This is a genomic window from Mycobacterium colombiense (assembly GCF_001953985.1).
In the GTDB taxonomy this organism is placed as follows: Bacteria; Actinomycetota; Actinomycetes; order Mycobacteriales; family Mycobacteriaceae; genus Mycobacterium; species Mycobacterium colombiense_B.
Genome location: NZ_MBEI01000069.1, coordinates 1 through 25,348 on the forward strand (window position 1 = coordinate 1; position 25,348 = coordinate 25,348).

The following is a 25,348-nucleotide window of genomic DNA, read 5'->3' on the forward strand; positions in this document are numbered from 1 at the left end:
GACTCGGCGATGGAGGAGGCCACGTTTTTGACCCGCTTTGCCCGCAGTGTGACCCTGGTGCACCGCCGGGAGGAGTTCCGGGCGTCCCGGATCATGCTGGAGCGCGCCCGCGCGAACGAGAAGATCACCATCTTGACCAACAAGGCGGTCGAGGCGGTCGAGGGTGAGCAGACCGTGACCGGTCTGCGGTTGCGGGATACCGGCACCGGTGCGGTCTCGACATTGGCGGTGACCGGGGTGTTCGTGGCGATCGGGCATGATCCGCGCTCGGAGCTGGTACGCGACGTCCTCGACACTGACCCCGACGGGTACGTGCTGGTGCAGGGCCGCACCACGGCCACCTCGATTGATGGGGTGTTCGCGTCCGGGGACCTGGTGGATCGCACCTACCGCCAAGCTATTACCGCCGCCGGCAGCGGCTGCTCGGCCGCCATCGACGCCGAACGCTGGCTCGCCGACCACGAAGAGGCCAGCGCCGCCGCACAAGGCGACGCCACCGAATTTCCGGGCAGTACCGACACATTGATTGGAGCGCCACAATGACCGACGCCGAAAAAGCCGGTGCCACAATAGAAGTCTCTGACGCGTCATTCTCCACCGACGTGTTGTCCAGCAATAAGCCTGTGCTGGTTGACTTTTGGGCGACCTGGTGCGGCCCCTGCAAGATGGTTGCGCCGGTTCTGGAGGAGATCGCCAACGAGCGGGGCGAACACCTCACCGTTGCCAAGCTCGACGTCGATGCCAACCCGGAAACCGCACAGAACTTCCAGGTGGTCTCTATTCCCACCCTGATCCTGTTCAAAGACGGGCAGCCGGTGAAGCGGATCGTCGGCGCGAAGGGCAAGGCGTCGTTACTGCGTGAGCTCTCGGACGCGGTTCCCGACCTCGGCTGACATTCATTTAATTCGTCGCACCACGCCCCGCGCATAGCCTGGGGTTTTCCCGAATTTACGAGACGTCTGCGACAATACGGTTAGCTGTTGCCTACATCTGAGCTTGTCAGTCAGTCCCGGAGGGCCCTTGGTATGTCGAGTCCGCGCCGCGAATACGGCGACGCGCTGCGCTGTGGAGACCGCGGCGCTGCTGTGACCGAGATCCGGGCAACGCTGGCCACACTAGGCCTGCTGGATAGCTCCGAGGACGATCTCAACACCGGGCGGCACGTGGCCCTCGACCTTTTCGACGCCGAACTTGACCAGGCGGTCCGCGCCTTTCAACAGCATCGCGGTCTGCTGGTGGACGGCATCGTCGGCGAGGCCACCTACCGGGCGCTGAAGGAGGCCTCGTACCGGCTTGGTGCCCGCACGCTGTATCACCAATTCGGTGCCCCACTGTTCGGCGATGACGTCGCCACGCTGCAGGCACGCCTGCAGGATCTCGGCTTCTACACCGGTCTGGTCGACGGCTACTTCGGGTTGCAGACTCACAACGCCTTGATGTCGTATCAGCGCGAGTACGGGCTCTCCGCCGACGGCATCTGCGGCCCGGAAACGTTGCGCTCCTTTCACTTCCTGAGTTCACGGGTCACCGGTGGATCTCCGCACGCGCTGCGCGAGGAGGAGCTGGTTCGCTCATCCGGTCCCAAACTGTCGGGCAAGCGGATCATCATCGATCCGGGCCGCGGCGGCGCGGACCACGGCACGATCATGCAGGGCCCGTCGGGACCGGTCAGCGAAGCAGATGTGTTGTGGGACTTGGCCAGCCGCCTCGAGGGACGGATGGCCGCGATCGGCATGGAGACCTTCCTGTCCCGACCGGTCAGCCGCAGCCCCCTCGATGCCGAACGAGCCGCCACCGCGAACAACGTTGGCGCCGACCTGATGATCAGCCTGCGCTGCGAAAGTCAGATCAGCGCCGCCGCCAATGGGGTGGCTTCCTTTCACTTCGGCAACTCGCATGGATCGGTCTCCACCATCGGGCGCAATCTCGCCGACTTCATCCAGCGAGAAGTGGTGGCCCGCACCGGTTTACGTGACTGCCGCACGCACGGCCGCACGTGGGACCTGCTGCGCCTGACCCGGATGCCGACGGTCCAGGTCGACGTCGGCTACATCACCAACCCGCGGGATCGCTCGATGCTGGTCTCGACCCAGACCCGTGACGCCATCGCCGAGGGAATCCTCGCCGCGGTCAAGCGGCTCTACCTGTTGGGCAAGAACGACCGGCCCACTGGCACATTCACTTTCGCCGAACTGCTGGCGCACGAGCTGTCGGTGGAACGTACCAGCCAACTCGGCGGTTCCTAGCTTCTAACCACCCTGGGTGGTTTTCAACGCATTCGCCGTCGTGGACCCCGCGCCCACCGGCTGCTCCAGATGCGCGCTCTCCAGCAGGCGCTCCAGGGCCGCCTCCACTTCCGCCTTCCACCCGAGGCCCTTGTCGAGCTCGAGGCGCAGTCGAGGGAAGTACGTATGTGGCGCCACCACAACGAAACCCGTATCTTGCAAGAACTCGGCGTCCATGACGCAGTGGTCGACCGAGCAGTCGCCGACGGCTTCCAGGACAGGCCGCACGTCCGGACCGACGAGGTGCGGATCCTGCAATTCTGACGCCGCTGGGGTGCGGCCGAACGCTTCGAGCGCGCGGACGCCGCGGCGCACCAGTTCGTCGATGACGCGGGCGATCAAACCGTGCGGTAGGTCGTCGGCCGCCGGCCCGGGTTCGATGCCCATCGACGTCAACAGCACCGCGTCCGCGGACACCGGACCGGTCGGGAATCGCTGTGCCCGCGGCACCGCCCGCGGCGGCGCATAGAAGACGTAACCCAGGCACGGCGGCTCGGCTTGGCTTCGCTCGTCCGGGACGGCCGTCGCGACCTGCCCGCACGAGCCCCACTCCAGCATCACCATCGACAACCACGCCTCTTTTTCGAATTCGGGATCGGCGAGGTGGTCGTGATTACCGAGGGTCGCGGGATCGACTTCCCAGAAGACGCACCGGCGTGCGTGCTTGGGAAGCTGCTCGAATGCCTCGAGCCGTAGCGGCATGATTCGAGCGGACACTAGCCTCCTGGCTCCTGTGCGGTACTGCGGCGATCTGCACCGGCAGCCCCTCCAGGATAGGAGAGGTGGTCGTGATCGGGCCAGCTTTGGCCTGGCCAACAGGGGTTGGCGGGCCCGAACGGCCGGCGCCGCGCCGCCGCAACGGGTCTATAGTCGAAAGTTGTTGATGCGCATGCCGTTTCGTCGAGCCGGAGCCCCTAGGGTGGGTCAATTTTCCGCAGAAACGGCCTCGGTGTCACAGTGACGTAATTACACGGTGTCCTAGTTCATGCCTTGGGCGGGGACATGACGTCGATGATCCGCTGCAGATCGTCCACCGAACCGAACTCGACGACGATCTTGCCCTTGCGTTTGCCCAGACTGACCGTGACGCGGGTGTCGAAGGCCGTCGAGAGCTTGTCAGCAACGTCTTGCAGACCCGGCATCTGGATCGGCTTGCGACGCGGGGCGGTCGGCGTGGCCGCACCACCCCGGTTGGCCAAGGTGACCGCTTCCTCGGTGGCCCGCACCGACAGCCCCTCGGCGACGATCCGGGTGGCCAGCTCCTCCTGGGCTTCCGGGCCCGCCTCCAGCGACAGCAGAGCGCGCGCGTGTCCGGCCGACAGCACCCCGGCGGCCACCCGCCGTTGCACCGCGATCGGCAGCTTGAGCAACCGGATCATGTTGGTGATCAACGGCCGCGACCGACCGATGCGCGCGGCCAGTTCATCGTGGGTGACCCCGAACTCGTCGAGCAGCTGTTGGTAGGCGGCCGCCTCTTCCAACGGGTTCAGCTGCACACGATGGATGTTTTCCAACAGGGCGTCGCGCAACAGGTTGTCGTCGCCGGTCTCGCGCACGATGGCCGGGATGGTCGCCAGGCCGGCCTCTTGGGCCGCGCGCCAGCGCCGCTCCCCCATCACGATCTGATAACGCACACCGCTCGTGGAATCCTTGACCGCCCGCACCACGATCGGCTGCAAGAGACCGAACTCGCGGATGGAGTGCACCAGTTCCGACAGCGCTTCCTCGTCGAAGACCTGTCGGGGCTGACGCGGGTTGCGTTCGATGTCGGCGGGCGCGATCTCGCGATAGACCGCCCCCACGGAGGACGCATCCTGTGGCGGCGGTCCCCCGATCAAGACGTCGGCGGCGGCGTCGCCCATCCGCGGGCCGAGCGTCGCCCGTCCCGAGTCACCCTCCGCGGGTCCAGTCGGAATCAGCGAAGCCAGGCCCCGTCCGAGGCCACCCTTCTTGCGTAGCGGCTGCGTCATAGTCGTCCCTTCGCGGATGGTGGTCAATCGCGCTCGGCGAGTTCGCGGCTCGCATCGAGATAGCTCATCGCCCCGCGTGAGCCGGGGTCGTAATCGATGATGGTCATGCTGTAGCCGGGCGCCTCGGAAACCTTGACGCTGCGCGGAATGACCGTGCGCAACACCTTGCTTCCGAAGTATCGGCGTACCTCTTCGGCGACCTGGTCCGCGAGTTTGGTGCGGCCGTCGTACATGGTCAGCACGACGGTGCTCACCTCGAGCTTGGGATTGAGGTGGGCCTTCACCATCTCGATGTTGCGCATCAGTTGCGAGACGCCCTCGAGGGCGTAGTACTCGCATTGGATCGGGATCATCACCTCCGGCGCGGCGACGAGCGCGTTGATGGTCAGCAATCCGAGCGATGGCGGACAGTCGATGAAGACGCAGTCGAAGTCGAGGCTGTCGAGGTCGGCCAGCGCGGTGCGCAGTCGGTTCTCGCGCGCCACCATGCTGACCAATTCGATTTCGGCACCGGCTAGGTCGATCGTCGCCGGGATGCAGAACAGGCGCTCGTTGTGCGGACTCTGCCGTAGCGCGTCCTGCACGGCGACCTCGCCGAGCAGAACCTCGTAGGACGACGGAGTCCCGGATTGGCGGTCCGTGATGCCGAGTGCCGTGCTGGCGTTGCCCTGAGGGTCGAGGTCGATGACGAGGGTCTTGAGTCCCTGCAGCGCGAGGGCCGCCGCGAGGTTGACGGCCGTGGTGGTCTTCCCTACGCCGCCCTTCTGATTCGCGACTGTGAACACCCGGCGATGGGACGGCCGGCGCAGCGGCGGGTAGGTAGTGTGCAACACCCGCATCGCGCGCTCGGCGGCCGCCCCGATCGGGGTATCGAATTCGTCCGCTGTTTCACGTGAAACATTCGTCGCCGGCGCCGGGGCTGGTGCTGCCGCCTGCTGAACGTCTGCCGGCGCCTGCGGAGCCACCGGCCAATCTCCTGAAGAACTCATCGGGTTCCGGCCTTCCCGGTCCGTGCCGGCTTGTGGTGTGGCGGCTTTCCGCGTCGCGCTGAAACTACGGTTGCGGGGGGACGCAAATAGGTCGCGCCACATGTCACCACCCTGACATCAGCGGCGCCCGATGCTGCCATCACACGCCGGTACTGTTCAACTTCATCGGAAGCCCGCTCCCCCTTGATGGCGAGCATGCGCCCGTCGGGGCGTAGTAGGGGCAAGCTCCACCTCGTCAGCTTGTCCAATGATGCAACCGCTCGCGACACCGCAGCATCCCTCTCCCCGAACCGGTTGCGCACTCTCGGTTCCTCCGCACGGCCACGGACCACCTCGACGGCTAACCCTAGTTCGTTGACGACCTCGGTGAGAAATTCGCTGCGCCGCAGCAGCGGCTCGAGCAACACGACGTCCAGATCGGGTCGCGCGATCGCCAACGGTATCCCGGGCAGGCCCGCCCCGCTGCCGATATCGATGATCCGTTCGCCCGAGCCGAGGAGCTCGCTGAGGACCGCGCTATTGAGTATGTGGCGGCCCCAGATACGGTCGACCTCTCGCGGGCCGAGCAGCCCCCGCTCCACGCCCGCGGTTGCGAGCAGCTCCGCATAGCGCCGCGCGGTTCCCAGCCGGTCGCCGAAGATCGCGGCCGCGGAGTCGGGGGCCGCGCCGATCCCGGCGCCCTCCCCGGGAGGTTCCGCCGCGGCGTCGGCGCGACCGACATGTTTCACGTGAAACATCCTCTAGTTGGAGCGTGCACTTGCAACCTTCGGAGGCCGGGACGGGCGATGGGAACTACACCGCTGTAACTCTGGATCAGTCGTGCAGGACGACCACACGGCGCGCGGGCTCGACGCCCTCGCTCTCGCTGTGCACGCCGGCGACCGCCGCGACCGCGTCGTGGACGATCTTGCGTTCGAACGGCGTCATCGGTGCGAGCTCTTCGCGGTCCCCGGACTCGAGGACCCGGCGCGCGACCTTGTCGCCCAGCGCCGCCAATTCCTCCCGGCGCCGCCGGCGCCAGCTCGCGATGTCGAGCATTAACCGGCTCCGCACGCCGGTCTTCTGGTGCACCGCGAGGCGGGTGAGTTCTTGCAGCGCGTCGAGCACCTCGCCGCCGCGGCCGACCAACTTGTTCAAGTCGTCGCTGCCATCGATGCTGACGATCGCGCGGCTGCCCTCGACGTCCAAGTCGATGTCGCCGTCGAAGTCCAACAGGTCCAACAACTCTTCGAGGTAGTCGCCGGCTATCTCGCCCTCGGCGACCAACCGCTCCTCGAGATCATCGATTCCTTCCGCACCGGACTCCGCGGCATCCTCGGAGGCCGCCTGGGTGTCGAGCTCCGTGTCGGCGTCGCGCTCGGTGGTGTCAGCGTCTGTCATGTCTTCTCTCCCTCATTCCATGGGCCCCAGCCCAATTGGGATCGCCCTGTCCGGGCGGCCCCCGATAGCTATTCCGCCCGGATCAGCGTTTGCGTTTTTTCGGTCGCGCGCCGGGCCGCGGCGTGCGGTTGGTCGGGCCGTTGCCCGCGTCGCCCGCCGGGCCGTCGGCCACATCGGAATCCGCCGCCGCGGAACCTGATGCATCGGTGTCGCTGTCGGCCGTCGACGAGCCGTTCCCACCCGGTGATGCCGCCTTGGGATTCCGCTTCGGCTTCGCTCCCGGCGCCGGCGCGTTGGCCGCCCGGCGCTGGATCGCTTCCTGCTTCTTGGCTTCGTCCTCTTTTTCGATCATCCCGAAGACGTAGTGCTGCTGCCCGAAGGTCCAGATGTTGTTGGCGAACCAGTACAGGATGATCGCGAGCGGAAGGAACGGCCCACCGACCACCACGCCGAGCGGGAAGACGTAGAGCGCGAGTTTGTTCATCATCGCGGTCTGCGGGTTGGCCGCCGCCTCCGGGCTCTGCCGCGCCACCGAGGCCCGGCTGTTGAAGTAGGTCGCGACGCCGGCCAGGATCATCACCGGCAGGCCCACCGCGATCACGGCCGGCCGGCTGAAGAACGTGAACGCGTCCAGCCCGGTGCGCTGCGTCATGAAGGCACCGATGGGTGCGCCGAATAAGTTGGCGTCCAGGAAGTGTCCGACGTCGGTCGGGGTGAAGACGTAGTTTCCGGTCAGGCGGTTCTGCGCCACCGACAAGTGGGGCTGGCCGAAGCCGCCGGTGGTCCGGTTGAACGAACGCAGCACGTGATACAGACCGATGAACACCGGGATCTGCGCCAGCATCGGCAAGCAGCCCAGGATCGGGTTGAAGCCGTGCTCGCGCTGCAGCTTCTGCATCTCGAGCGCCATGCGCTGGCGGTCCTTGCCGTATTTCTTCTGCAGCGCCTTGATCTGCGGCTGCAGTTCCTGCATCTGGCGCGTGGTGCGGATCTGCCGCACGAACGGCTTGTAGAGCAGCGCCCGCAGGCTGAAGACCAAGAACATCACCGACAGCGCCCAGGCGAAGAAGTTCGACGGCCCCAGCATGGAGGCGAACAACTTGTACCAAACCCACATGATCCACGACACCGGGTAGTAGACGAAGTCGAGGCTGAAGAAATCAAACAAAAGATCCACTCTCCCCTCGCGCCGCCCGGACAACCCAAGCGTCGCTGGCGTTTTGGCAATTCACGTGGCTTTCCGGGCGGTCCGGTATCGGATCCCATCCGCCTTCATGCCATGGTCCGCACTTGGCGAGTCTGGCCGCAGCCAACCAGCTCCCCCGAATCAGCCCGTACTCATCGAGCGCATCGACCGCGTACTGGCTGCAGGTCGGAACGAAGCGACAGGTCGCCGGACGTAGCGGCGACACCATATGCCGGTACAGCTGGATCAGAAAAATCACTCCGCGCGCGGCGGCCCTTCCGGTCGTACGGGTGAACGCGCGCAGCCGCGCCGGTGCCGTCACGGCTTGCTCCCCGCCGCAGGCACCCGGCGCAGACACCGGCGCAGTTCCTGCTCGAGCCGGGCCGAGGATGCGGTGCGGCTGCTGGGCAGTGCACGGATCACCAACTGATCGGATGGGCCGAGCTCGCTCAGTAGCGTGCGCGCCACATGCCGCAGCCGACGCGAGACCCGGTGGCGTTCAACGGCGGATCCGACGGGCTTGCCCACAACCAGTCCGACGCGGGGCGCATCGATTTCGTCGCCGTCCACTCCCCGACGTAAGTGCACGACGACATCGGGCTGTGCCAGGCGAATCCCGTGCTTCACCGTCGCGTCAAAGTCAATTGACCGCGTCATGCGGTTGCGTGCGGGAAGCACCGCCGAAAGACCTGACGTTGCGATCAGGCAGAGAGCGCGCGGCGACCCTTGCGGCGCCGACCGGACACGATCGCGCGTCCGGCACGAGTGCGCATCCGCAGGCGGAAACCATGCACGCGGGCTCGGCGCCGGTTATTCGGCTGGAAGGTCCGCTTGCCCTTGGCCACGACGTTCTCCTCGTTGTGTTGCCATCCGGCCGCTCAGACGTTTCGCATCGGGCTCGTCTGCGGTTCGACCGGAGGTGGTCTTGGTGCTGCTGGCCGGCGCGGTCCCCAGGGTGGTTCGGGTCGCAGCCGTATCGCCGACTTTCGGGCGACTGTTTGAGGGTACTTACGAGGCTTCGCCTGGTCAAACCTGGCTTCCCGCAACGAACCCGCGCGGACGCCCGAAGAAAGATTTCCGTTTCGGTCACACCCGCCACCGACGTGGCTACCATAACGAGCCGAAGTAAGCCTCACGTACCCTAAACGACCCGATTGGAATGCAACGGAACGGTTGGCAGCCGAACGGAAAACTGTTAGCTTCTGCGAAGTCGTTTTAGACTGAAGCAGCGCTCGACAACGAAGCGAGGATGGTAGATCGACTAGCTGCCTAGACAACCTTTCGAGGTTCTCTTCCAGCGCGGAGATCGCGAGCCGTCGCCGGTAGGTTGTGGCTCACCTACGATCATCCTGTCCACACCTGTGTATAACTATGTGGACAGTTGTTTTGTCGCCAAGCGTGGTGTAACTCGGGTCGGGACGTTCGAGAACCAGGGAGATGCGTCGTTGACCGATGACCCCGGTTCCAGTTTCACGACAGTGTGGAATGCGGTCGTTTCCGAACTCAACGGAGAGCCCACCACCGACGGCATGGTCCCCAACCGCACGACTCTGGTCACTCCCCTCACCCCCCAGCAACGAGCGTGGCTGAATCTGGTTCGCCCGCTGACCATCGTCGAGGGATTTGCTCTGCTGTCGGTGCCGAGCAGTTTCGTCCAAAACGAGATCGAACGACATCTGCGGGCCCCCATCACCGATGCGCTCAGCCGCCGGCTCGGGCAGCAGATCCAACTCGGCGTCCGCATCGCTCCCCCGCCCGACGATGTCGACGATGCGCTCATCCCGCCGGCGGAACCCTTCCCCGGATCCGACCCGTCGTTCCCCGCCGACGCCGCGGCCGTCGACACCGAGGAAGCTTTCGAAAACAGCGAAACCGTCAGCGACAACCAGCCGGGCTGGCCCAACTACTTCACCGAGCGCCCGCACGCCATCGATCCGGCCGTCGCCGCCGGAACGAGCCTCAACCGTCGCTACACCTTCGACACCTTCGTCATCGGCGCCTCCAACCGGTTCGCCCACGCGGCCGCCCTGGCCATCGCCGAAGCGCCGGCCCGGGCTTACAACCCGCTGTTCATCTGGGGTGAGTCCGGTCTGGGCAAGACCCACCTGCTGCACGCCGCCGGCAATTACGCGCAGCGGCTCTTCCCCGGGATGCGGGTCAAGTACGTCTCCACCGAGGAATTCACCAACGACTTCATCAACTCGCTTCGCGACGACCGCAAGGTCGCGTTCAAGCGCAGCTATCGCGACGTCGACGTGCTGCTAGTCGATGACATTCAGTTCATCGAGGGCAAGGAAGGTATCCAGGAAGAGTTCTTCCACACCTTCAACACCCTGCACAACGCCAACAAGCAGATCGTCATCTCCTCGGACCGGCCGCCCAAACAGCTGGCCACCCTGGAAGACCGGCTGAGGACGCGGTTCGAGTGGGGCTTGATCACCGATGTGCAGCCCCCGGAGCTGGAAACCCGCATCGCCATCTTGCGTAAGAAGGCGCAGATGGAGCGGCTGGCGGTGCCCGACGACGTCCTCGAGCTGATCGCCAGCAGCATCGAACGCAACATCCGTGAACTCGAGGGCGCCCTGATCCGGGTGACCGCGTTCGCGTCGCTGAACAAGACGCCGATCGACAAGGCGCTGGCCGAGATTGTGCTGCGCGATCTGATCGCCGACGCCAGCACCATGCAGATCAGCGCGGCCACCATCATGGCGGCCACCGCCGAATACTTCGACACCACCGTGGAAGAGCTCCGCGGTCCCGGCAAGACCCGGGCGTTGGCCCAATCACGCCAGATCGCCATGTATCTGTGCCGCGAGCTCACCGATCTGTCACTGCCCAAGATCGGGCAGGCATTCGGGCGTGATCACACCACCGTCATGTATGCGCAGCGCAAGATCTTGTCCGAGATGGCCGAGCGGCGTGAGGTTTTTGACCACGTCAAGGAGCTCACCACTCGCATCCGTCAGCGCTCCAAGCGCTGAGTTCCCCACTCCCCCAGCGCACCGAGCGCTGATTTCGTGCCTTCGCTGCACGTGGTTTTGTAATTTTTTTCGAGAAACTTCACGCCCGTCTGTCACATCCGCCACACCCAAGGCATGTGCGCAGGGCTGTGCACAACGCAATCAAACGCCGGTGTAGTACCGGGCCTTGCGTGCACAGCCGTCGTTCGTCCCCATCCGCCCAACATGTCACCCACAGGCGTTGGTGCCGCGATGCACAACCCGATCATGGCGCTAGCTGCGCCGAGACCATGCTGTCCCCAGAATGCACAGGCCTTAATACTGGTACTGAGATCTCTTCATCGGTTCTTCTTTGAAATACAGGCTTGGGGACGCGCGGCAGGCACCCGTCGTCGGAGGCGTCGTCAGCTCGGGTTGTCGGGGTTTGCGATTAGCTTTCAAGATGGCGTCGGAGGATCTACGGTTGTTCTTCGACTGCCGTTGCGTTCGTCGTTGGCATTACGTGTCATCGGCGCGCGTGGCGGAGCCCCGTGCTAGCGGGGGGCGGCTAGCCAATGGATTCGAGAACGCTGGGTAGGTGAAGGGACGCTATGGACGCGGCGACGACAACGGCTGGCCTCAGCGACTTGAAATTTCGTTTGGTCCGGGAGTCTTTCGCAGACGCGGTGTCCTGGGTGGCGAAGAACCTGCCGTCCCGACCTGCGGTGCCGGTGCTCTCCGGTGTGCTGCTCTCGGGAACCGATGAGGGCCTGACGATCTCGGGATTCGACTACGAGGTTTCCGCAGAAGCACAGGTTGCAGCCGAAATAGCTTCTCCGGGAAGCGTTTTGGTATCCGGCCGGTTGCTGTCAGACATCGTGCGGGCGCTGCCGAACAAGCCGATCGACTTCTACGTCGACGGTAACCGGGTGGCGCTGCACTGCGGAAACGCCAGGTTCTCGCTGCCGACGATGGCGGTTGAGGATTACCCGACGCTGCCGACGCTGCCGGAAGAGACCGGGACGCTGCCCGCCGACCTGTTCGCCGAGGCGATCAGCCAGGTCGCCATCGCGGCCGGCCGCGACGACACGTTGCCGATGCTGACCGGAATCAGGGTCGAGATTTCGGGTGAGAAGGTGGTTTTGGCCGCTACCGACAGGTTCCGCTTGGCGGTTCGCGAGCTGACGTGGTCGGCGGCCTCGCCCGATATCGAAGCCGCGGTCCTGGTCCCGGCCAAGACGCTGGCCGAGGCCGCGCGGACGGGCGCCGACGGCTCCGAGGTCCGGCTGTCATTGGGTGCGGGGTCGGGCGTCGGCAAAGACGGATTGCTCGGCATCAGCGGTAACGGCAAGCGCAGCACCACCCGATTGCTCGACGCGGAATTCCCGAAGTTCCGTCAGCTGTTGCCGGCGGAGCACACGGCGGTCGCGACCATCAACGTCGCGGAGTTGACCGAGGCGATCAAGCTGGTGGCGCTGGTGGCCGACCGGGGCGCCCAGGTGCGGATGGAATTCAGCGAGGGCTCGCTGCGGCTGTCCGCGGGCGCCGATGACGTCGGCCGGGCCGAGGAGGACTTGGCGGTCGATTTCGTCGGTGAGCCGCTGACGATCGCCTTCAACCCGACCTATCTGACCGACGGACTGGGATCGGTGCATTCCGAGCGGGTGTCGTTCGGTTTCACGACGCCGGGCAAGCCGGCGCTGCTGCGTCCGGCGTTGAACGACGACAGCCACCCGACCGGCACGGGGCCCTACAGCGCCCTGCCGACGGATTACGTCTACTTGCTGATGCCCGTCCGGTTGCCTGGCTAGGTGTACGTCCGGCATTTGGGACTGCGCGACTTCCGGTCCTGGGCACATGTCGACCTCGAATTGCAGCCTGGTCGGACGGTATTCATCGGGTCCAACGGCTTTGGGAAGACGAATCTTCTTGAAGCGCTGTGGTATTCGAGCACCATGGGCTCGCATCGGGTGGGAACGGATGCGCCGTTGATCCGCGCGGGCACCGACCGCGCGGTGGTTTCTACGATCGTGGTCAACGAAGGCAGGGAGTGCGCGGTCGATCTGGAAATCGCGGCCGGCCGGGCGAACAAGGCGCGGCTGAACCGCTCACCTGTGCGCAGTACGCGCGAGGTGATCGGGGTCTTGCGGGCGGTGTTGTTTGCTCCCGAGGATCTGTCCTTGGTCCGCGGTGACCCGTCCGACCGGCGGCGCTACCTCGACGATTTGGCGACGGTGCGCCGGCCGGCGGTGGCCGGGGTGCGCGCCGACTACGAAAAAGTCCTGCGCCAGCGCACGGCGCTGTTGAAATCCCTGTCCGGTGCGCGCTACCGCGGGGATCAGAGCGCCCTGGACACGCTAGACGTCTGGGACAGCCGCCTCGCCGAATACGGCGCCCAATTGATGGCCGTCCGTATCGATTTGGTGAACCAGTTGGCACCCGAGGTGGAGAAGGCCTATCAGCTGCTGGCGCCGGGATCGCGCGCTGCCTCGATCGGTTATCGGTCCAGCCTGGGCGCCGAGGCCGCGGCAGACATCGCCGGCGCTGACCGCGAGTTCCTCGAGGCCGCGTTGCTCGCGGCGCTGTCGGCGCGCCGCGATGCGGAGCTGGTACGCGGCATGTGCCTGGTCGGACCGCACCGCGACGACCTGGAGTTGTGGCTCGGCGACCAGCCCGCGAAAGGTTTTGCCAGCCACGGGGAATCGTGGTCGTTCGCGTTGTCGCTGCGGTTGGCCGCTTACGAATTACTGCGAGCCGAAGAAAGCGACCCCGTGTTATTGCTCGACGACGTGTTCGCCGAACTCGATGCGGCGCGCCGCCGTGCGTTGGCCACGGTGGCCGAATCGGCCGAACAGGTGCTGGTCACCGCGGCGGTGCTAGAAGACATTCCGGCGGGCTGGGAGGCTCGGCAGGTGTACGTCGACTTACGGGACAGCGATTCGGGACGGATATCGGAGATGCGCGCGTGACCGGCACGGATGACGGTCCGCGTCCCACCGAGCCGTTGAACGCGCTGAGTGGGATCGATCTGGTGCGGCGCACCCTCGAGGAGGCTAGAGCGGCCGCGCGGGCTCAGGGCAAAGACGCCGGTCGCGGCCGCGCGAGTGCCCCCGCCCCGCGCCGGGTGGCGGGCCAGCGCCGCAGTTGGTCGGGTCCAGGACCCGATGTTCGCGACCCCCAACCGCTGGGCAGCCTGGCGCGTGATCTGGCGAAAAAGCGGGGTTGGTCTGCGCAGGTCGCCGAGGGCACCGTGCTGGGCAACTGGGCGACGGTCGTCGGACACCAGATCGCCGACCATGCCACGCCGACCGCCCTCAATGATGGTGTGCTGAGTGTGGTCGCCGAATCGACGGCGTGGGCCACCCAGTTGCGGATGATCCAGTCGCAGTTACTGGCCAAGATCGCCGCCGCCGTCGGCAACGGTGTGGTGACGTCGGTGAAAATCACCGGCCCGGCGGCGCCTTCGTGGCGCAAGGGGCCGCGTCATATCGCGGGAAGAGGCCCGCGCGATACCTACGGTTAGGGAGTTTGATGGCATCCGCGGATCCCCGGGGGGGTTCGTCCACAGGCCCCTGAAATCCGCCAGGACGACGCGGACCCCCTCGACGCACGTCGGGACGCGCCCAGAATAAAGAAATCGTGCGCACGGCGCGGTTAGCTGGGTAGAAACGCGGCCAGAAAATCGGTGCGGACGGCTGCTCACGCTAGACTGGCAGGATGCGACTGTTGCGGTGACTGGAACCGCCCGCATGAAACCCCAAGGAGAGCATTCCGACCGTGGCTGCCCAGAAGAAGAAGGCGCAAGAAGAATATGGCGCTTCAGCGATCACCGTGCTCGAAGGCCTGGAGGCCGTCCGCAAACGCCCCGGTATGTACATCGGGTCGACCGGTGAGCGTGGTCTGCACCACCTCATCTGGGAGGTAGTCGACAACTCGGTCGACGAGGCGATGGCCGGCTACGCCGACAAGGTCGACGTCCGCATTCTCGACGACGGCAGCGTCGAGGTCTCCGACAACGGCCGTGGCATCCCGGTGGCGATGCACGCCACCGGCGCCCCCACCGTCGACGTCGTGATGACCCAACTGCACGCGGGTGGCAAGTTCGGCGGGGAGAACAGCGGCTACAACGTCAGTGGTGGTCTGCACGGCGTCGGTGTGTCGGTGGTCAACGCGCTTTCGACACGGCTCGAGGTGGATATCGCCCGCGACGGCCACGAGTGGTCGCAGTATTACGACCGCGCCGTGCCCGGCACCCTCAAGCAGGGCGAGGCCACCAAGCGCACCGGCACCACGATCCGATTCTGGGCCGACTCGGAAATCTTCGAGACCACCGAGTACGACTTCGAGACGGTCGCGCGCCGGCTGCAAGAGATGGCGTTCCTCAACAAGGGTTTGACGATCAACCTCACCGACGAGCGGGTCAGCAATGAGGAGGTGGTCGACGAGGTCGTCAGCGACACCGCCGAAGCCCCCAAGTCGGCTCAGGAGAAGGCCGCGGAATCCACTGCGCCACATAAGGTTAAGCACCGCACCTTCCACTACCCCGGTGGGCTCGTCGACTTCGTCAAGCACATCAACCGCACCAAGAGCCCAATCCAGCAGAGCATCATCGACTTCGACGGCAAGGGCCCCGGCCACGAGGTCGAAATCGCGATGCAGTGGAACGGTGGTTACTCCGAATCGGTACACACCTTCGCCAACACCATCAACACCCACGAGGGCGGCACCCACGAAGAGGGTTTCCGCAGCGCGCTGACGACGGTGGTCAACAAGTACGCCAAAGACAAGAAGCTGCTGAAAGACAAGGATCCGAACCTCACCGGCGACGACATCCGTGAGGGCCTGGCCGCGGTGATCTCGGTCAAGGTCAGCGAACCGCAGTTCGAGGGCCAGACCAAGACCAAACTGGGCAACACCGAAGTCAAGTCGTTCGTGCAGAAGGTCTGCAACGAGCAACTCACGCACTGGTTCGAAGCCAACCCCGCCGACGCCAAGGTCGTGGTCAACAAAGCGGTGTCGTCGGCGCAGGCCCGCATCGCCGCCCGCAAAGCGCGAGAGTTGGTGCGCCGCAAGAGTGCAACCGACCTCGGCGGCCTTCCCGGCAAGCTTGCCGACTGCCGCTCCACCGACCCGCGCAAGTCCGAACTGTATGTCGTGGAGGGCGACTCGGCCGGCGGCTCGGCCAAGAGTGGCCGCGACTCGATGTTCCAAGCCATCCTGCCGCTGCGCGGCAAGATCATCAACGTCGAAAAGGCGCGCATCGACCGGGTTTTGAAGAACACCGAAGTCCAGGCGATCATCACCGCGCTGGGCACCGGTATCCACGACGAGTTCGACATCGCCAAGCTGCGCTATCACAAGATCGTGCTGATGGCCGACGCGGACGTTGACGGCCAGCACATCTCGACCCTGTTGTTGACGCTGCTGTTCCGGTTCATGCGGCCGCTGATCGAGCACGGCCACGTGTTCCTGGCGCAGCCGCCGCTGTACAAGCTGAAGTGGCAGCGCAGCGATCCCGAATTCGCCTACTCCGACCGCGAGCGCGACGGCTTGCTGGAGGCCGGCCAGAAGGCGGGCAAGAAGATCAACAAGGACGACGGGATCCAGCGCTACAAGGGTCTCGGTGAGATGGATGCCAAGGAATTGTGGGAAACCACAATGGATCCAAGCGTCCGGGTGCTGCGCCAAGTCACGCTCGACGACGCCGCGGCCGCCGACGAACTGTTCTCCATCCTGATGGGCGAGGACGTCGACGCGCGCCGCAGCTTTATCACTCGTAATGCCAAGGACGTTCGCTTCCTGGACGTCTGAGCGATCAGACCCGGCCCACCGTTGACCAACCAACGAGGAATACATGACTGACACCACGCTGCCGCCAGGCGACGACTCCGTCGACCGCATCCAACCGGTCGACATTCAGCAGGAGATGCAGCGCAGCTACATCGATTACGCGATGAGCGTCATCGTCGGCCGCGCGCTACCCGAGGTGCGCGACGGTCTCAAGCCGGTGCACCGCCGGGTGCTCTATGCGATGTATGACTCCGGGTTCCGCCCGGACCGCAGCCACGCCAAGTCGGCGCGCTCGGTCGCCGAGACGATGGGTAACTACCACCCGCACGGCGATGCGTCGATCTACGACACCCTGGTGCGCATGGCGCAGCCGTGGTCGCTGCGCTATCCGCTGGTCGACGGCCAGGGTAACTTCGGTTCGCCGGGTAATGACCCGCCAGCCGCCATGCGGTACACGGAGGCGCGGCTCACCCCGCTCGCGATGGAGATGCTGCGTGAAATCGACGAGGAGACAGTCGATTTCATCCCCAACTACGACGGCCGCGTGCAGGAACCGACCGTGCTGCCCAGCCGGTTCCCCAACCTGCTGGCCAACGGGTCCGGCGGCATCGCGGTCGGCATGGCGACCAACATCCCGCCGCACAACCTGCGCGAGTTGGCCGAAGCCGTTTACTGGTGCCTGGACAATCACGAGGCCGACGAAGAGGCCACGCTGGCCGCGGTCTGCGAGCGGGTCAAGGGCCCGGACTTCCCCACCCACGGTCTGATCGTCGGATCGCAGGGCATCCACGACGCTTACACCACCGGCCGGGGCTCGATCCGGATGCGCGGAGTCGTTGAGGTAGAAGAGGATTCACGTGGCCGCACCTCGCTGGTGATCACCGAGCTGCCCTACCAGGTGAACCACGACAACTTCATCACCTCGATCGCCGAGCAGGTCCGCGACGGCAAGCTGGCCGGCATCTCCAACATCGAAGACCAGTCCAGCGACCGCGTCGGTCTGCGCATCGTGGTGGAGATCAAGCGCGACGCTGTGGCCAAGGTGGTGCTGAACAACCTCTACAAGCACACCCAGCTGCAGACCAGCTTCGGCGCGAACATGCTCTCGATCGTCGATGGGGTGCCGCGCACCCTGCGGCTCGACCAAATGATCCGCTACTACGTCGCGCATCAACTCGATGTCATCGTCCGGCGCACCACCTACCGGTTGCGCAAGGCCAACGAACGCGCCCACATCTTGCGCGGTTTGGTCAAAGCGCTCGACGCGCTGGACGAAGTGATCGCCCTGATCCGCGCGTCGGAGACCGTGGAAATCGCGCGGGCCGGCCTGATCGAGCTGCTCGAGATCGACGAAATCCAGGCGCAGGCGATCCTGGACATGCAGCTGCGCCGGCTGGCTGCCCTGGAGCGCCAGCGCATCATCGACGACCTGGCCAAGATCGAGGCCGAGATCGCGGACCTGGAAGACATCCTGGCCAAGCCCGAGCGGCAGCGCGCGATCGTGCACGACGAGCTGTCCGAGATCGTCGACAAGCACGGCGACGAGCGTCGTACACGGATCATCGCCGCCGACGGCGAGGTCAACGACGAGGACCTGATCGCCCGCGAGGACGTCGTCGTCACCATCACCGAGACGGGCTACGCCAAGCGCACCAAGACCGACCTGTACCGCAGCCAGAAACGTGGCGGCAAGGGCGTGCAGGGCGCCGGGCTCAAGCAGGACGACATCGTGCGGCACTTCTTCGTGTGCTCCACGCACGACTGGATCCTGTTCTTCACCACTCAGGGCCGGGTGTATCGCGCCAAAGCGTATGAACTGCCCGAGGCCTCGCGGACGGCGCGCGGTCAGCACGTCGCGAACCTGCTGGCGTTCCAACCCGAGGAGCGCATCGCACAGGTGATCCAGATCCGCAGCTACGAGGACGCCCCGTACCTGGTGCTGGCGACCCGCAACGGTCTGGTGAAGAAGACCAAGCTGACCGACTTCGATTCCAACCGTTCGGGCGGAATCGTGGCGATCAACCTGCGCGACAGCGACGAACTGGTCGGTGCGGTGCTCTGCTCGGCCGACGAGGACCTGTTGCTGGTCTCGGCCAACGGCCAGTCCATCCGGTTCTCGGCGACCGACGAAGCGCTGCGTCCGATGGGCCGCGCCACGTCCGGCGTGCAGGGCATGCGGTTCAACACCGACGACTATCTGTTGTCGCTCAACGTCGTGCGCGAGGGCACCTACCTGCTGGTGGCGACGTCGGGCGGATACGCCAAGCGCACCGCGATCGAGGAGTATCCGGTGCAGGGCCGCGGCGGCAAGGGAGTCCTGACTGTGATGTACGACCGCCGGCGTGGCAGGCTGGTTGGTGCGTTGATTGTCGATGAGGACAGCGAGCTGTACGCGATCACCTCGGGAGGCGGCGTCATCCGCACCGCAGCGGGCCAGGTTCGCAAGGCGGGACGGCAGACCAAGGGCGTGCGCCTGATGAACCTGGGTGAGGAGAACACGCTGCTGGCCATCGCCCGCAACGCGGAAGAAAACGCGGACGAAGTCGTCGAGGAAAGCGCCGGTGCCGCGGAGTCGGACAGCTAGCGGTGCCGAGCCACTAGACTCAGCCCGACCAGACATAATGCGAGTGCCACCGCGTGGGCGGCCAGGGTAGGAGACCTAAGGAGTCGGGGTGACCTCACCGAACGAGCCGGGCGCCCCCAAAAAGGGGGACGGCCCCAACGGGGATGGTTCGGTCGAGCGTGCTGGGGTGCGCCGCGCCGCGCCGCCCGCGCAGGGTGGCCGCAGCCAAGAGGGCGGGGATGGACCGCCCTGGCAGCGCGGCGGCGCCCGGCCCCAGCAGCCGGTACCTCGGCAGAGCGAGCCGCCCACCGAGAAGCGGCCATCGGGCCAGGCCGGCGGCGTCGAGGCCCGGCTGAACCGTTTCATCTCCGGTACCGCGGCACCCGGCGCTCCGTCGCATGCCAAAGAGCCCGAGCCCGCGCGTGGTGAGGCGTCGCCGACGGAGGCCTACGCCAGCGAGCTACCGGATCTGTCCGGCCCGCTGCCGCGCGGCCCGCACCGCAAGCCCGCCCCCGAGCGGCCCGCGGAGTCGCCGAGCTCGTCGGGCACCGGCCGTACGGCCACCACCGAAACCCGGGACGGAAGGGACAGCCGCGACAACCGGGTGCAGGTGTCCCGGCGCACACGGGGCCCGGTGCGCGCGAGCATGCAGATCCGTCGCATCGACCCGTGGAGCACGTTGAAGGTGTCGCTGCTGCTCTCGGTGGCGTTGTTCTTCGTCTGGATGATCGCCGTCGCGTTTCTCTACCTGGTGCTCGGCGGCATGGGTGTCTGGTCGAAGTTGAACAGCAACGTCGGCGACCTGCTGAACAACACCAGCGGCAGCAGCGGTGAACTGGTGTCCAGCGGGACGATATTCGGCGGCGCCGTCCTGATCGGCTTGGTCAACATCGTGCTGCTGACCGCGATGGCGACCATCGCCGCGTTCGTCTACAACCTGACGACCGATCTGATCGGTGGCGTCGAGGTCACGCTGGCGGACCGCGACTAGCAGTGGATGCTGCACTTTTGGGAGTAGGGCGGGGATTGCGGTAATCTCGTCGCTCGGCCGTACGCGAGTACGGGCCTATAGCTCAGGCGGTTAGAGCGCTTCGCTGATAACGAAGAGGTCGGAGGTTCGAGTCCTCCTAGGCCCACAACCATGTGCCCGTCAAGACGTTGCGTAAGGCTCGCACTGCCATTGGGACTCATCGTCGTATTGGCAGCGGTGGCGTGGTCACGACGTGGAGTCGAGGTCTGGCACGTGGCTGTGGATGACCAAGGTCAGCCACCCAGTCACGATGAGGGGCCTTAGCTCAGTTGGTAGAGCACCGCCTTTGCAAGGCGGGTGTCAGGGGTTCGATTCCCCTAGGCTCCACAAGTCAAGGCCCCTGCTCTTTCACTGCCCTCGTGTAGGACGAGCCGAGAAACCGTTCCACCAAGGCGCGCTCGGCGATCGGATCTTTGAGCGGCCAGCCCCAGAGCGCCAGGAAGACGCGGATCAGCCACTGCGCCGCCAGCGGGTCGTCGTTGTCGGGCCCCAACATCTCGGCGGCCAAGGTCGTCACCGTGGGTGAGCTGATGACCCAATCGCTGACCGGGGCCGCGTGGATCGACCGCATGAGCTGAGCCAGCGGATCGGAGCGCAGGCGTTCGAGCGCCATGATCGTGGCGGTCACGACCCGCTCGGGGCCCCGAAGGTCCTTGATGGCTTGCCGTGTGGCGTCGATAATGCGGTCCGCTTGAATGCCGATAACGGCGTCGCGGATGGTCGCCTTGCCGCCGGCGTGCCGGTAGATCGTCGCGGGTGAGCAGTGCACCCGGGCGGCCAAGGCCTCGATCGTGAAACCGTCGTATCCCCGGCGTGCGATGAGGTCGGCCGCCGCGGTGTAGATCCGTTCGGCGGCTTCGCTACTGCGATCCCGGCCCACCAACCAGTCGTCACGCGGCATCCACCCATGCTCCACCACAGTGCACGACGGAGAAAGACATTTCGCAGCATGAGAAATTTGAGGCTACTTCTCTCATGCGTACCGCCTGTTCGTGACCGGTCGCCGAGATCGTGCACTGTCGACCTCGGCCGCGACGGTTCCTCAACTTCTCGGTACCCCGTTGACGCCCCCGGTGAGCTGCGTCGAGCCTGAAAACATGGCGGTCTTGGACAGCGCGATCGAATTTTTCAGCAGCGAGGCGATACAAGATCCCTACCCGCTGTTCGACCGCATGCGTGCCGAGGCACCTGTGCATCGCATCGGCGATTCCGTGTTCTATGCGGTATGCGGTTGGGATGCCGTACTCGAGGCAGTCGAGCGCGTCGAGGATTTCTCCTCGAATCTCACCGCCACGGTGGTCTTCCATGACGACGGTTCCGTCACCCCGCTCGACATGGGACCACCGGGAGCCCCGATGCATACATTGGCCACCGCGGACGACCCGGTCCATGCGATGCACCGGAAGATCCTGCTACCCCACTTGTCGGCCAAACGTGTTCGGGTGATCGAGGAGTTCGCTGCACAGACCGCAGACCGTCTCTGGGAGGAGAGCCTGCGTGATGGTCGGATCGAGTGGATGAGTGCGGTCGCCAACCGGTTGCCGATGATGGTGGTCTGCAAGCTGCTGGGTCTGCCCGACGATGATGTCGACAGGCTCATCCGGCTCGGCTATGCCACCACCACCTTGCTCGACGGGATCGTCACACCCGACCAGCTCGCGGCGGCCGGAGCCGCAGCAATGGAACTCTCCGGCTATGTCCTTGAGCACTTCGAGAAGGCAGGCGCCAATCCTGAAGGCGGTCTGATCGCCGATCTGGCCGCCCGCTACGCATCGGGTGAACTTGAACAGCTGCCTGCGCTCGGGATCATGCTCACCCTCTTCAGTGCCGCGGGAGAATCGACGGCGTCGCTGCTGGGCAGCGCGGCGTGGACCCTTACCGATCGCCCCGCGGTCCAGCAGCAACTTCGCGAAAACCCAGAACTACTAAGCGCTTTCATCGAAGAGACGCTGCGCTTTGAGTCGCCGTTTCGCGGTCATTACCGCCACGTCTGGCGCGACACCACACTGGGTGGGGTCCGGGTGCCGGCCGGCGCGCACTTGCTGCTGATGTGGGGAGCGGCCAACCGCGACCCAACGCACTTCGCGGATCCGAACGAGTTTCGGCTCGACCGCGCGTCCGCCAAGGGCCACGTGAGTTTCGGCAAGGGCGTGCATTTCTGCGTAGGCGCCGCGCTGGCCCGTTTGGAAGCCCACATCGTGCTGCGGATGCTGCTCGAGCGCACCGCATGGATCGATGCGACCGACATCGGTGCATGGCTGCCGAGCATCCTGGTCAGGCGCCGCGAACGGCTTCAGCTGGCTGTGCGGTGATCCTAGGGACGCGGTTGCACGTCGACGCTGGGCGGACGCGACTGCGGGTCCTGAGGCTTCGCCCGCACGGAGCGCCGAACCAGGCTGAACGCGACGGCGCCGCCGGCGAGGACCGCGACGGCCGCCCCCGCTAAGACCAAGGGGCGCTTGCCGCGACGCTGCGCGCGCCGCGCGTCCTGCAGCGCCTGGGGCAGGCTGGTGACGACTTCCTGTGCGGCGGCAAGTTCCTGGGCCAGGGTTTCCTGGGCCGCGGCGAGGTCTCGAGCCAGCTGCCCCTCTTGATATCGGCGACGCAGCTGCGAGGCGGTCGACTGCGCCGATTGCACGCTCAGGCCGACCACTCCCCGGGTGACGTCCACCGGGCCCTGTGCCGAATAGCTCAGGCCGCGCGCCAGTCGCTGCCGCGGGGTCAGCCGGGAATCCGTCTTCGCGCTCATCTGTCGCCCTTCCGTCCCGTGGATGGAGCCTGCCGTGCAGCCGGCCCGGTATCTGACCAGACTGCCAGCATAGGGACGTCGGCGTCGCCTTGGGTGAGACCGCGTGCGGCAACGCCCGCCCGTAGTGGCAGACTCTGATGCCGTGACCAACAGCCCCTTTCAGACTGCTACTGCCACGCTCCACACCAATCGCGGCGACATCAAGGTCGCCCTCTTCGGAAACCACGCGCCCAAGACCGTCGCCAACTTCGTTGGCCTGGCGCAGGGCACCAAGGAGTACTCGACGCAGAACGCATCGGGAGGCTCGTCCGGCCCGTTCTACGACGGCGCGGTCTTTCACCGGGTGATCCGGGGCTTCATGATCCAGGGCGGCGACCCGACCGGAACCGGCCGAGGCGGCCCGGGCTACAAATTCGCCGACGAGTTCCACCCCGAACTGCAGTTCGACAAGCCCTACCTGCTGGCGATGGCCAACGCGGGCCCCGGTACCAACGGCTCGCAGTTCTTCATCACGGTCGGCCAAACCCCGCACCTGAACCGGCGCCACACGATCTTCGGCGAGGTCACCGACCCCGAGTCGCAGAAGGTCGTTGAGGCGATCTCGACGACGGGCACCGACGGCAACGACCGTCCCACCGAGCCGGTCGTCATCGAGTCGATCACCATCTCCTGAGCCGGCGGTAGTCCGCGGGCCGGTCAGCCTTGCTGACGGCCCGCGTAGCCCGCTGCCGTGAGCGCGTCGAGCACCTCCAGCGGATCCGTTCCGAGGTCCCAGCGGGAGAACAGCACCAGGCCGCCCTCGGCTGTCTCGACCTCGAGCAGCCGCACTTTGCGCCCGTAACGGCGGAACTCGATGATGCGGATGATCTTGGTGTCGGACGGCTGCAATTCCTGCGTCCGAAACCAGCCGCGGAGCGCCAGGCCGCCCGGCGTGATTGCCAGCCTGGGACGCGCGTGCCACGACACGCTGGCAAACAAGATCAGACCCGCCGCGGCAACGCCCGCCAGAACGCGGCCCGGCGGGTCTGTGACCACGGTCACAGCCGCGATAGCCATCAGAACACCCGCGGCTCCACAACCAGCGATTCCCGCCGTGTGCGGCTGCCATTGTGTTTGCTGCATGCGGTCCTTAACCCCTCCCACCATGGCCTATGCAGTTATCCACATCAGCTATCAACAGTGGGGATAAATCACACGCGTGTGATTGGGTGGTTACAAAGTTGCTGACGCGATGACAAATCAGGCCGAAAATGAATTCATTAGGGCGACGGTCCTGCTCAGTGCCAGCGCATCGTGAGCAACAAACCGGTGATCATGAAAGCGAACGCGATCGCGTAGTTCCACGGCCCCAGTTGAGCCATCCAATTGAGAGCGGTCGGTGCCTGGCTCCCAACGGCGGCCAACTGGAACACCATCAGCCAGACGAGGCCGATCAGCATCAGACCGATGAACAGCGCGACGAACCACACGCTCGACGGCCCGACCTTGACTTTCACCGGGGTGCGGCTGACCGCGCTGACGGTGAAGTCGTTCTTCTTGCGGACCTTGGACTTGGGCATGATTACCTCGCGGATTACCTCAACGACACGGTGAGCGGGACGGGGTGCAACGATAAGCACTGCAGCTGCTGCACCCATAGCTTGGCTACGAGACTAACTCACCTGGGGCGGTGACCAGGAAATGGAGAGGCGATGATCCAGACGCGCCGGTCGCCATGGCGCTTGGGCGTCCCGGTCGTGTGTCTGCTGGCCGGACTGCTGCTCGCCGCCACCCACGGTGTCTCCGGGGGCACCGAAATCCGTCGCAGTGACGCCCCCCGGCTGGTGGACCTGGTCCGGGAGACCCAGTCGTCGGTGAACCGTCTCAGCGCTCAGCGCGAGGCGCTGGCGGGCAAGATCGACGCCGCGCACGGGCGGTCGTCGGATGCCGCGCTGGCGGCCATGCTGCGGCGCTCCGGCCAGCTCGCCGGCGAGGCGGGAATGAGCCCGGTGCACGGGCCGGGCCTGGTGGTCACCCTCGCGGACGCGCAGCGCGACGCCAACGGCCGTTTCCCCCGCGATGCCTCCCCGGACGATCTGGTGGTGCACCAGCAAGACATCCTGGCCGTGCTCAACGCGCTGTGGAGCGCCGGCGCCGAGGCGATCCAGATGCAGGACCAGCGGATCATCGCGACCTCGGTGCCACGCTGCGTCGGCAACACCCTCTTGCTGAACGGGCGCACCTATAGCCCGCCGTACACGATCACCGCGATCGGCAACGCGACGGCCATGCAGGCCGCCCTGGCCGCCGCGCCCCTGGTGATTCTGTACAAGCAGTACGTGGTTCGCTTCGGCCTCGGTTACGCCGAAGAGGTCAAGTCCGACGTGCAGGTGGTCGGTCATTCCGAGCCCGACCGGCTGCACTTCGCGCAGCCCAACGGCCCGGTCGGCTACTGAGGCCTACTGACCAGCGGCGCGAGCGCCGGCGG

At 65.7% G+C, this 25,348-nt stretch carries 26 protein-coding genes and 2 tRNA genes; 15 read left to right on the plus strand and 13 right to left on the minus strand.

Annotated features, from left to right (window positions below; translation table 11 throughout):
- The 3 genes from A5732_RS21660 to A5732_RS21670 form a co-directional block, all read left to right on the plus strand.
- A partial coding sequence (locus A5732_RS21660; RefSeq protein WP_171975071.1) for an NAD(P)/FAD-dependent oxidoreductase occupies window positions 1–543 on the plus strand: 543 nt, incomplete at its 5' end.
- Window positions 540–893 carry a thioredoxin gene (gene trxA / locus A5732_RS21665; RefSeq protein ID WP_076054653.1) on the plus strand — a complete coding sequence of 118 codons (354 nt, stop codon included), beginning with the start codon at window positions 540–542 and terminating at the stop codon, window positions 891–893. The genes A5732_RS21660 and trxA, both read left to right, overlap by 4 nt.
- A 132-nt stretch (window positions 894–1,025) precedes the next feature.
- On the plus strand, window positions 1,026–2,246 hold the full coding sequence (locus A5732_RS21670; RefSeq protein ID WP_064953458.1) for an N-acetylmuramoyl-L-alanine amidase: 1,221 nt from the start codon (window positions 1,026–1,028) through the stop codon (window positions 2,244–2,246).
- A 3-nt stretch (window positions 2,247–2,249) separates the two neighbouring features.
- On the opposite strand, the gene A5732_RS21675 is transcribed toward A5732_RS21670, so the two are convergent.
- The 9 genes from A5732_RS21675 to rpmH form a co-directional block, all read right to left on the minus strand.
- Window positions 2,250–3,002, minus strand: coding sequence for an acetyltransferase (locus tag A5732_RS21675; protein ID WP_139334730.1), 753 nt, complete (start codon window positions 3,000–3,002; stop codon window positions 2,250–2,252).
- Between the two features lie 266 nt (window positions 3,003–3,268).
- The gene (locus A5732_RS21680; protein ID WP_076103271.1) at window positions 3,269–4,255 is read right to left on the minus strand and encodes a ParB/RepB/Spo0J family partition protein; all 987 of its coding nucleotides are present in this window, start codon (window positions 4,253–4,255) and stop codon (window positions 3,269–3,271) included.
- A gap of 23 nt (window positions 4,256–4,278) precedes the next feature.
- A complete protein-coding gene (locus tag A5732_RS21685) occupies window positions 4,279–5,244 on the minus strand; it encodes a ParA family protein (protein ID WP_142256655.1) in 966 nt (321 codons plus the stop codon).
- A complete protein-coding gene (rsmG, locus tag A5732_RS21690; RefSeq protein ID WP_076103272.1) occupies window positions 5,241–5,981 on the minus strand; it encodes a 16S rRNA (guanine(527)-N(7))-methyltransferase RsmG in 741 nt (246 codons plus the stop codon). The genes A5732_RS21685 and rsmG overlap by 4 nt, the downstream gene beginning before the upstream one ends.
- 76 nt (window positions 5,982–6,057) lie before the next feature.
- Complete coding sequence (locus A5732_RS21695) at window positions 6,058–6,624, minus strand: protein jag (RefSeq protein ID WP_065052122.1); 567 nt, start codon at window positions 6,622–6,624, stop codon at window positions 6,058–6,060.
- A gap of 82 nt (window positions 6,625–6,706) precedes the next feature.
- Entirely contained in the window at window positions 6,707–7,801 is a 1,095-nt protein-coding gene (gene yidC / locus A5732_RS21700) for a membrane protein insertase YidC (protein ID WP_076054604.1), read from the minus strand.
- A complete protein-coding gene (yidD, locus tag A5732_RS21705; RefSeq protein ID WP_076103273.1) occupies window positions 7,785–8,132 on the minus strand; it encodes a membrane protein insertion efficiency factor YidD in 348 nt (115 codons plus the stop codon). The genes yidC and yidD overlap by 17 nt, the downstream gene beginning before the upstream one ends.
- On the minus strand, window positions 8,129–8,488 hold the full coding sequence (gene rnpA, locus A5732_RS21710; protein ID WP_076103274.1) for a ribonuclease P protein component: 360 nt from the start codon (window positions 8,486–8,488) through the stop codon (window positions 8,129–8,131). The genes yidD and rnpA overlap by 4 nt, the downstream gene beginning before the upstream one ends.
- Window positions 8,489–8,511: 23 nt before the next feature.
- Window positions 8,512–8,655: a 50S ribosomal protein L34 gene (gene rpmH / locus A5732_RS21715; protein WP_003874369.1), complete on the minus strand. Its 144-nt coding sequence runs from the start codon at window positions 8,653–8,655 to the stop codon at window positions 8,512–8,514.
- A gap of 600 nt (window positions 8,656–9,255) precedes the next feature.
- Between rpmH and dnaA the strand changes: the two genes are divergently transcribed.
- The 9 genes from dnaA to A5732_RS21760 all read left to right on the plus strand — a co-directional run bounded on the left by dnaA (window position 9,256) and on the right by A5732_RS21760 (window position 20,459).
- A complete protein-coding gene (gene dnaA, locus A5732_RS21720; RefSeq protein WP_076054598.1) occupies window positions 9,256–10,791 on the plus strand; it encodes a chromosomal replication initiator protein DnaA in 1,536 nt (511 codons plus the stop codon).
- Window positions 10,792–11,360: 569 nt separating this feature from the next.
- Window positions 11,361–12,560, plus strand: a complete 1,200-nt coding sequence (gene dnaN / locus A5732_RS21725) for a DNA polymerase III subunit beta (protein WP_076054596.1) — start codon at window positions 11,361–11,363, stop codon at window positions 12,558–12,560.
- Entirely contained in the window at window positions 12,561–13,718 is a 1,158-nt protein-coding gene (recF, locus tag A5732_RS21730) for a DNA replication/repair protein RecF (protein WP_076103275.1), read from the plus strand. It begins immediately after the preceding gene.
- Complete coding sequence (locus A5732_RS21735; protein WP_076054593.1) at window positions 13,715–14,272, plus strand: DUF721 family protein; 558 nt, start codon at window positions 13,715–13,717, stop codon at window positions 14,270–14,272. Before recF ends, A5732_RS21735 begins: the two co-directional genes overlap by 4 nt.
- A gap of 254 nt (window positions 14,273–14,526) precedes the next feature.
- The gene (gene gyrB / locus A5732_RS21740) at window positions 14,527–16,560 is read left to right on the plus strand and encodes a DNA topoisomerase (ATP-hydrolyzing) subunit B (protein WP_076054592.1); all 2,034 of its coding nucleotides are present in this window, start codon (window positions 14,527–14,529) and stop codon (window positions 16,558–16,560) included.
- A gap of 43 nt (window positions 16,561–16,603) precedes the next feature.
- Entirely contained in the window at window positions 16,604–19,123 is a 2,520-nt protein-coding gene (gene gyrA, locus A5732_RS21745) for a DNA gyrase subunit A (RefSeq protein WP_076054590.1), read from the plus strand.
- An 88-nt stretch (window positions 19,124–19,211) separates the two neighbouring features.
- Window positions 19,212–20,093 carry a DUF3566 domain-containing protein gene (locus A5732_RS21750; protein WP_076103276.1) on the plus strand — a complete coding sequence of 294 codons (882 nt, stop codon included), beginning with the start codon at window positions 19,212–19,214 and terminating at the stop codon, window positions 20,091–20,093.
- Between the two features lie 71 nt (window positions 20,094–20,164).
- Window positions 20,165–20,238 (plus strand) — tRNA-Ile (locus A5732_RS21755).
- Window positions 20,239–20,386: 148 nt separating this feature from the next.
- Window positions 20,387–20,459 (plus strand) — tRNA-Ala (locus A5732_RS21760).
- A gap of 4 nt (window positions 20,460–20,463) precedes the next feature.
- Here the strand turns inward: A5732_RS21760 and A5732_RS21765 are convergent.
- Complete coding sequence (locus A5732_RS21765) at window positions 20,464–21,033, minus strand: TetR/AcrR family transcriptional regulator (protein WP_076103277.1); 570 nt, start codon at window positions 21,031–21,033, stop codon at window positions 20,464–20,466.
- 196 nt (window positions 21,034–21,229) lie between these two features.
- On the opposite strand from A5732_RS21765, the gene A5732_RS21770 reads away from it, so the two are divergent.
- Entirely contained in the window at window positions 21,230–22,444 is a 1,215-nt protein-coding gene (locus A5732_RS21770) for a cytochrome P450 (RefSeq protein WP_076054585.1), read from the plus strand.
- A gap of 2 nt (window positions 22,445–22,446) precedes the next feature.
- On the opposite strand, the gene cwsA is transcribed toward A5732_RS21770, so the two are convergent.
- Window positions 22,447–22,881: a cell wall synthesis protein CwsA gene (gene cwsA / locus A5732_RS21775; protein WP_076103278.1), complete on the minus strand. Its 435-nt coding sequence runs from the start codon at window positions 22,879–22,881 to the stop codon at window positions 22,447–22,449.
- Window positions 22,882–23,005: 124 nt separating this feature from the next.
- Here cwsA and A5732_RS21780 point away from each other — a divergent pair, with 124 nt between their 5' ends.
- Window positions 23,006–23,554, plus strand: coding sequence for a peptidylprolyl isomerase (locus A5732_RS21780; protein ID WP_064953480.1), 549 nt, complete (start codon window positions 23,006–23,008; stop codon window positions 23,552–23,554).
- 23 nt (window positions 23,555–23,577) lie between these two features.
- Here the strand turns inward: A5732_RS21780 and A5732_RS21785 are convergent, their stop codons facing one another.
- The gene (locus tag A5732_RS21785) at window positions 23,578–24,003 is read right to left on the minus strand and encodes a PH domain-containing protein (RefSeq protein WP_076103352.1); all 426 of its coding nucleotides are present in this window, start codon (window positions 24,001–24,003) and stop codon (window positions 23,578–23,580) included.
- 155 nt (window positions 24,004–24,158) lie between these two features.
- Window positions 24,159–24,440 carry a cell division protein CrgA gene (crgA, locus tag A5732_RS21790; RefSeq protein ID WP_003872098.1) on the minus strand — a complete coding sequence of 94 codons (282 nt, stop codon included), beginning with the start codon at window positions 24,438–24,440 and terminating at the stop codon, window positions 24,159–24,161.
- 132 nt (window positions 24,441–24,572) lie between these two features.
- Here crgA and A5732_RS21795 point away from each other — a divergent pair, with 132 nt between their 5' ends.
- Window positions 24,573–25,316: a DUF881 domain-containing protein gene (locus A5732_RS21795; RefSeq protein WP_076103279.1), complete on the plus strand. Its 744-nt coding sequence runs from the start codon at window positions 24,573–24,575 to the stop codon at window positions 25,314–25,316.
- The last annotated feature ends 32 nt before the right edge of the window (window positions 25,317–25,348 follow it).

Bases quoted from the DNA above. Each gene is read 5' to 3' on its own strand.
- A5732_RS21795 (WP_076103279.1), top strand. From the start codon at position 24,573: ATGATCCAGACGCGCCGGTCGCCATGGCGCTTGGGCGTCCCGGTCGTG.
- A5732_RS21785 (WP_076103352.1), bottom strand. From the start codon at position 24,003: ATGCAGCAAACACAATGGCAGCCGCACACGGCGGGAATCGCTGGTTGT.
- gyrA (WP_076054590.1), top strand. From the start codon at position 16,604: ATGACTGACACCACGCTGCCGCCAGGCGACGACTCCGTCGACCGCATC.
- crgA (WP_003872098.1), bottom strand. From the start codon at position 24,440: ATGCCCAAGTCCAAGGTCCGCAAGAAGAACGACTTCACCGTCAGCGCG.
- cwsA (WP_076103278.1), bottom strand. From the start codon at position 22,881: ATGAGCGCGAAGACGGATTCCCGGCTGACCCCGCGGCAGCGACTGGCG.
- A5732_RS21770 (WP_076054585.1), top strand. From the start codon at position 21,230: ATGGCGGTCTTGGACAGCGCGATCGAATTTTTCAGCAGCGAGGCGATA.
- A5732_RS21680 (WP_076103271.1), bottom strand. From the start codon at position 4,255: ATGACGCAGCCGCTACGCAAGAAGGGTGGCCTCGGACGGGGCCTGGCT.
- dnaN (WP_076054596.1), top strand. From the start codon at position 11,361: ATGGACGCGGCGACGACAACGGCTGGCCTCAGCGACTTGAAATTTCGT.
- A5732_RS21765 (WP_076103277.1), bottom strand. From the start codon at position 21,033: ATGCCGCGTGACGACTGGTTGGTGGGCCGGGATCGCAGTAGCGAAGCC.
- A5732_RS21685 (WP_142256655.1), bottom strand. From the start codon at position 5,244: ATGAGTTCTTCAGGAGATTGGCCGGTGGCTCCGCAGGCGCCGGCAGAC.
- rsmG (WP_076103272.1), bottom strand. From the start codon at position 5,981: ATGTTTCACGTGAAACATGTCGGTCGCGCCGACGCCGCGGCGGAACCT.
- A5732_RS21670 (WP_064953458.1), top strand. From the start codon at position 1,026: ATGTCGAGTCCGCGCCGCGAATACGGCGACGCGCTGCGCTGTGGAGAC.
- trxA (WP_076054653.1), top strand. From the start codon at position 540: ATGACCGACGCCGAAAAAGCCGGTGCCACAATAGAAGTCTCTGACGCG.
- A5732_RS21695 (WP_065052122.1), bottom strand. From the start codon at position 6,624: ATGACAGACGCTGACACCACCGAGCGCGACGCCGACACGGAGCTCGAC.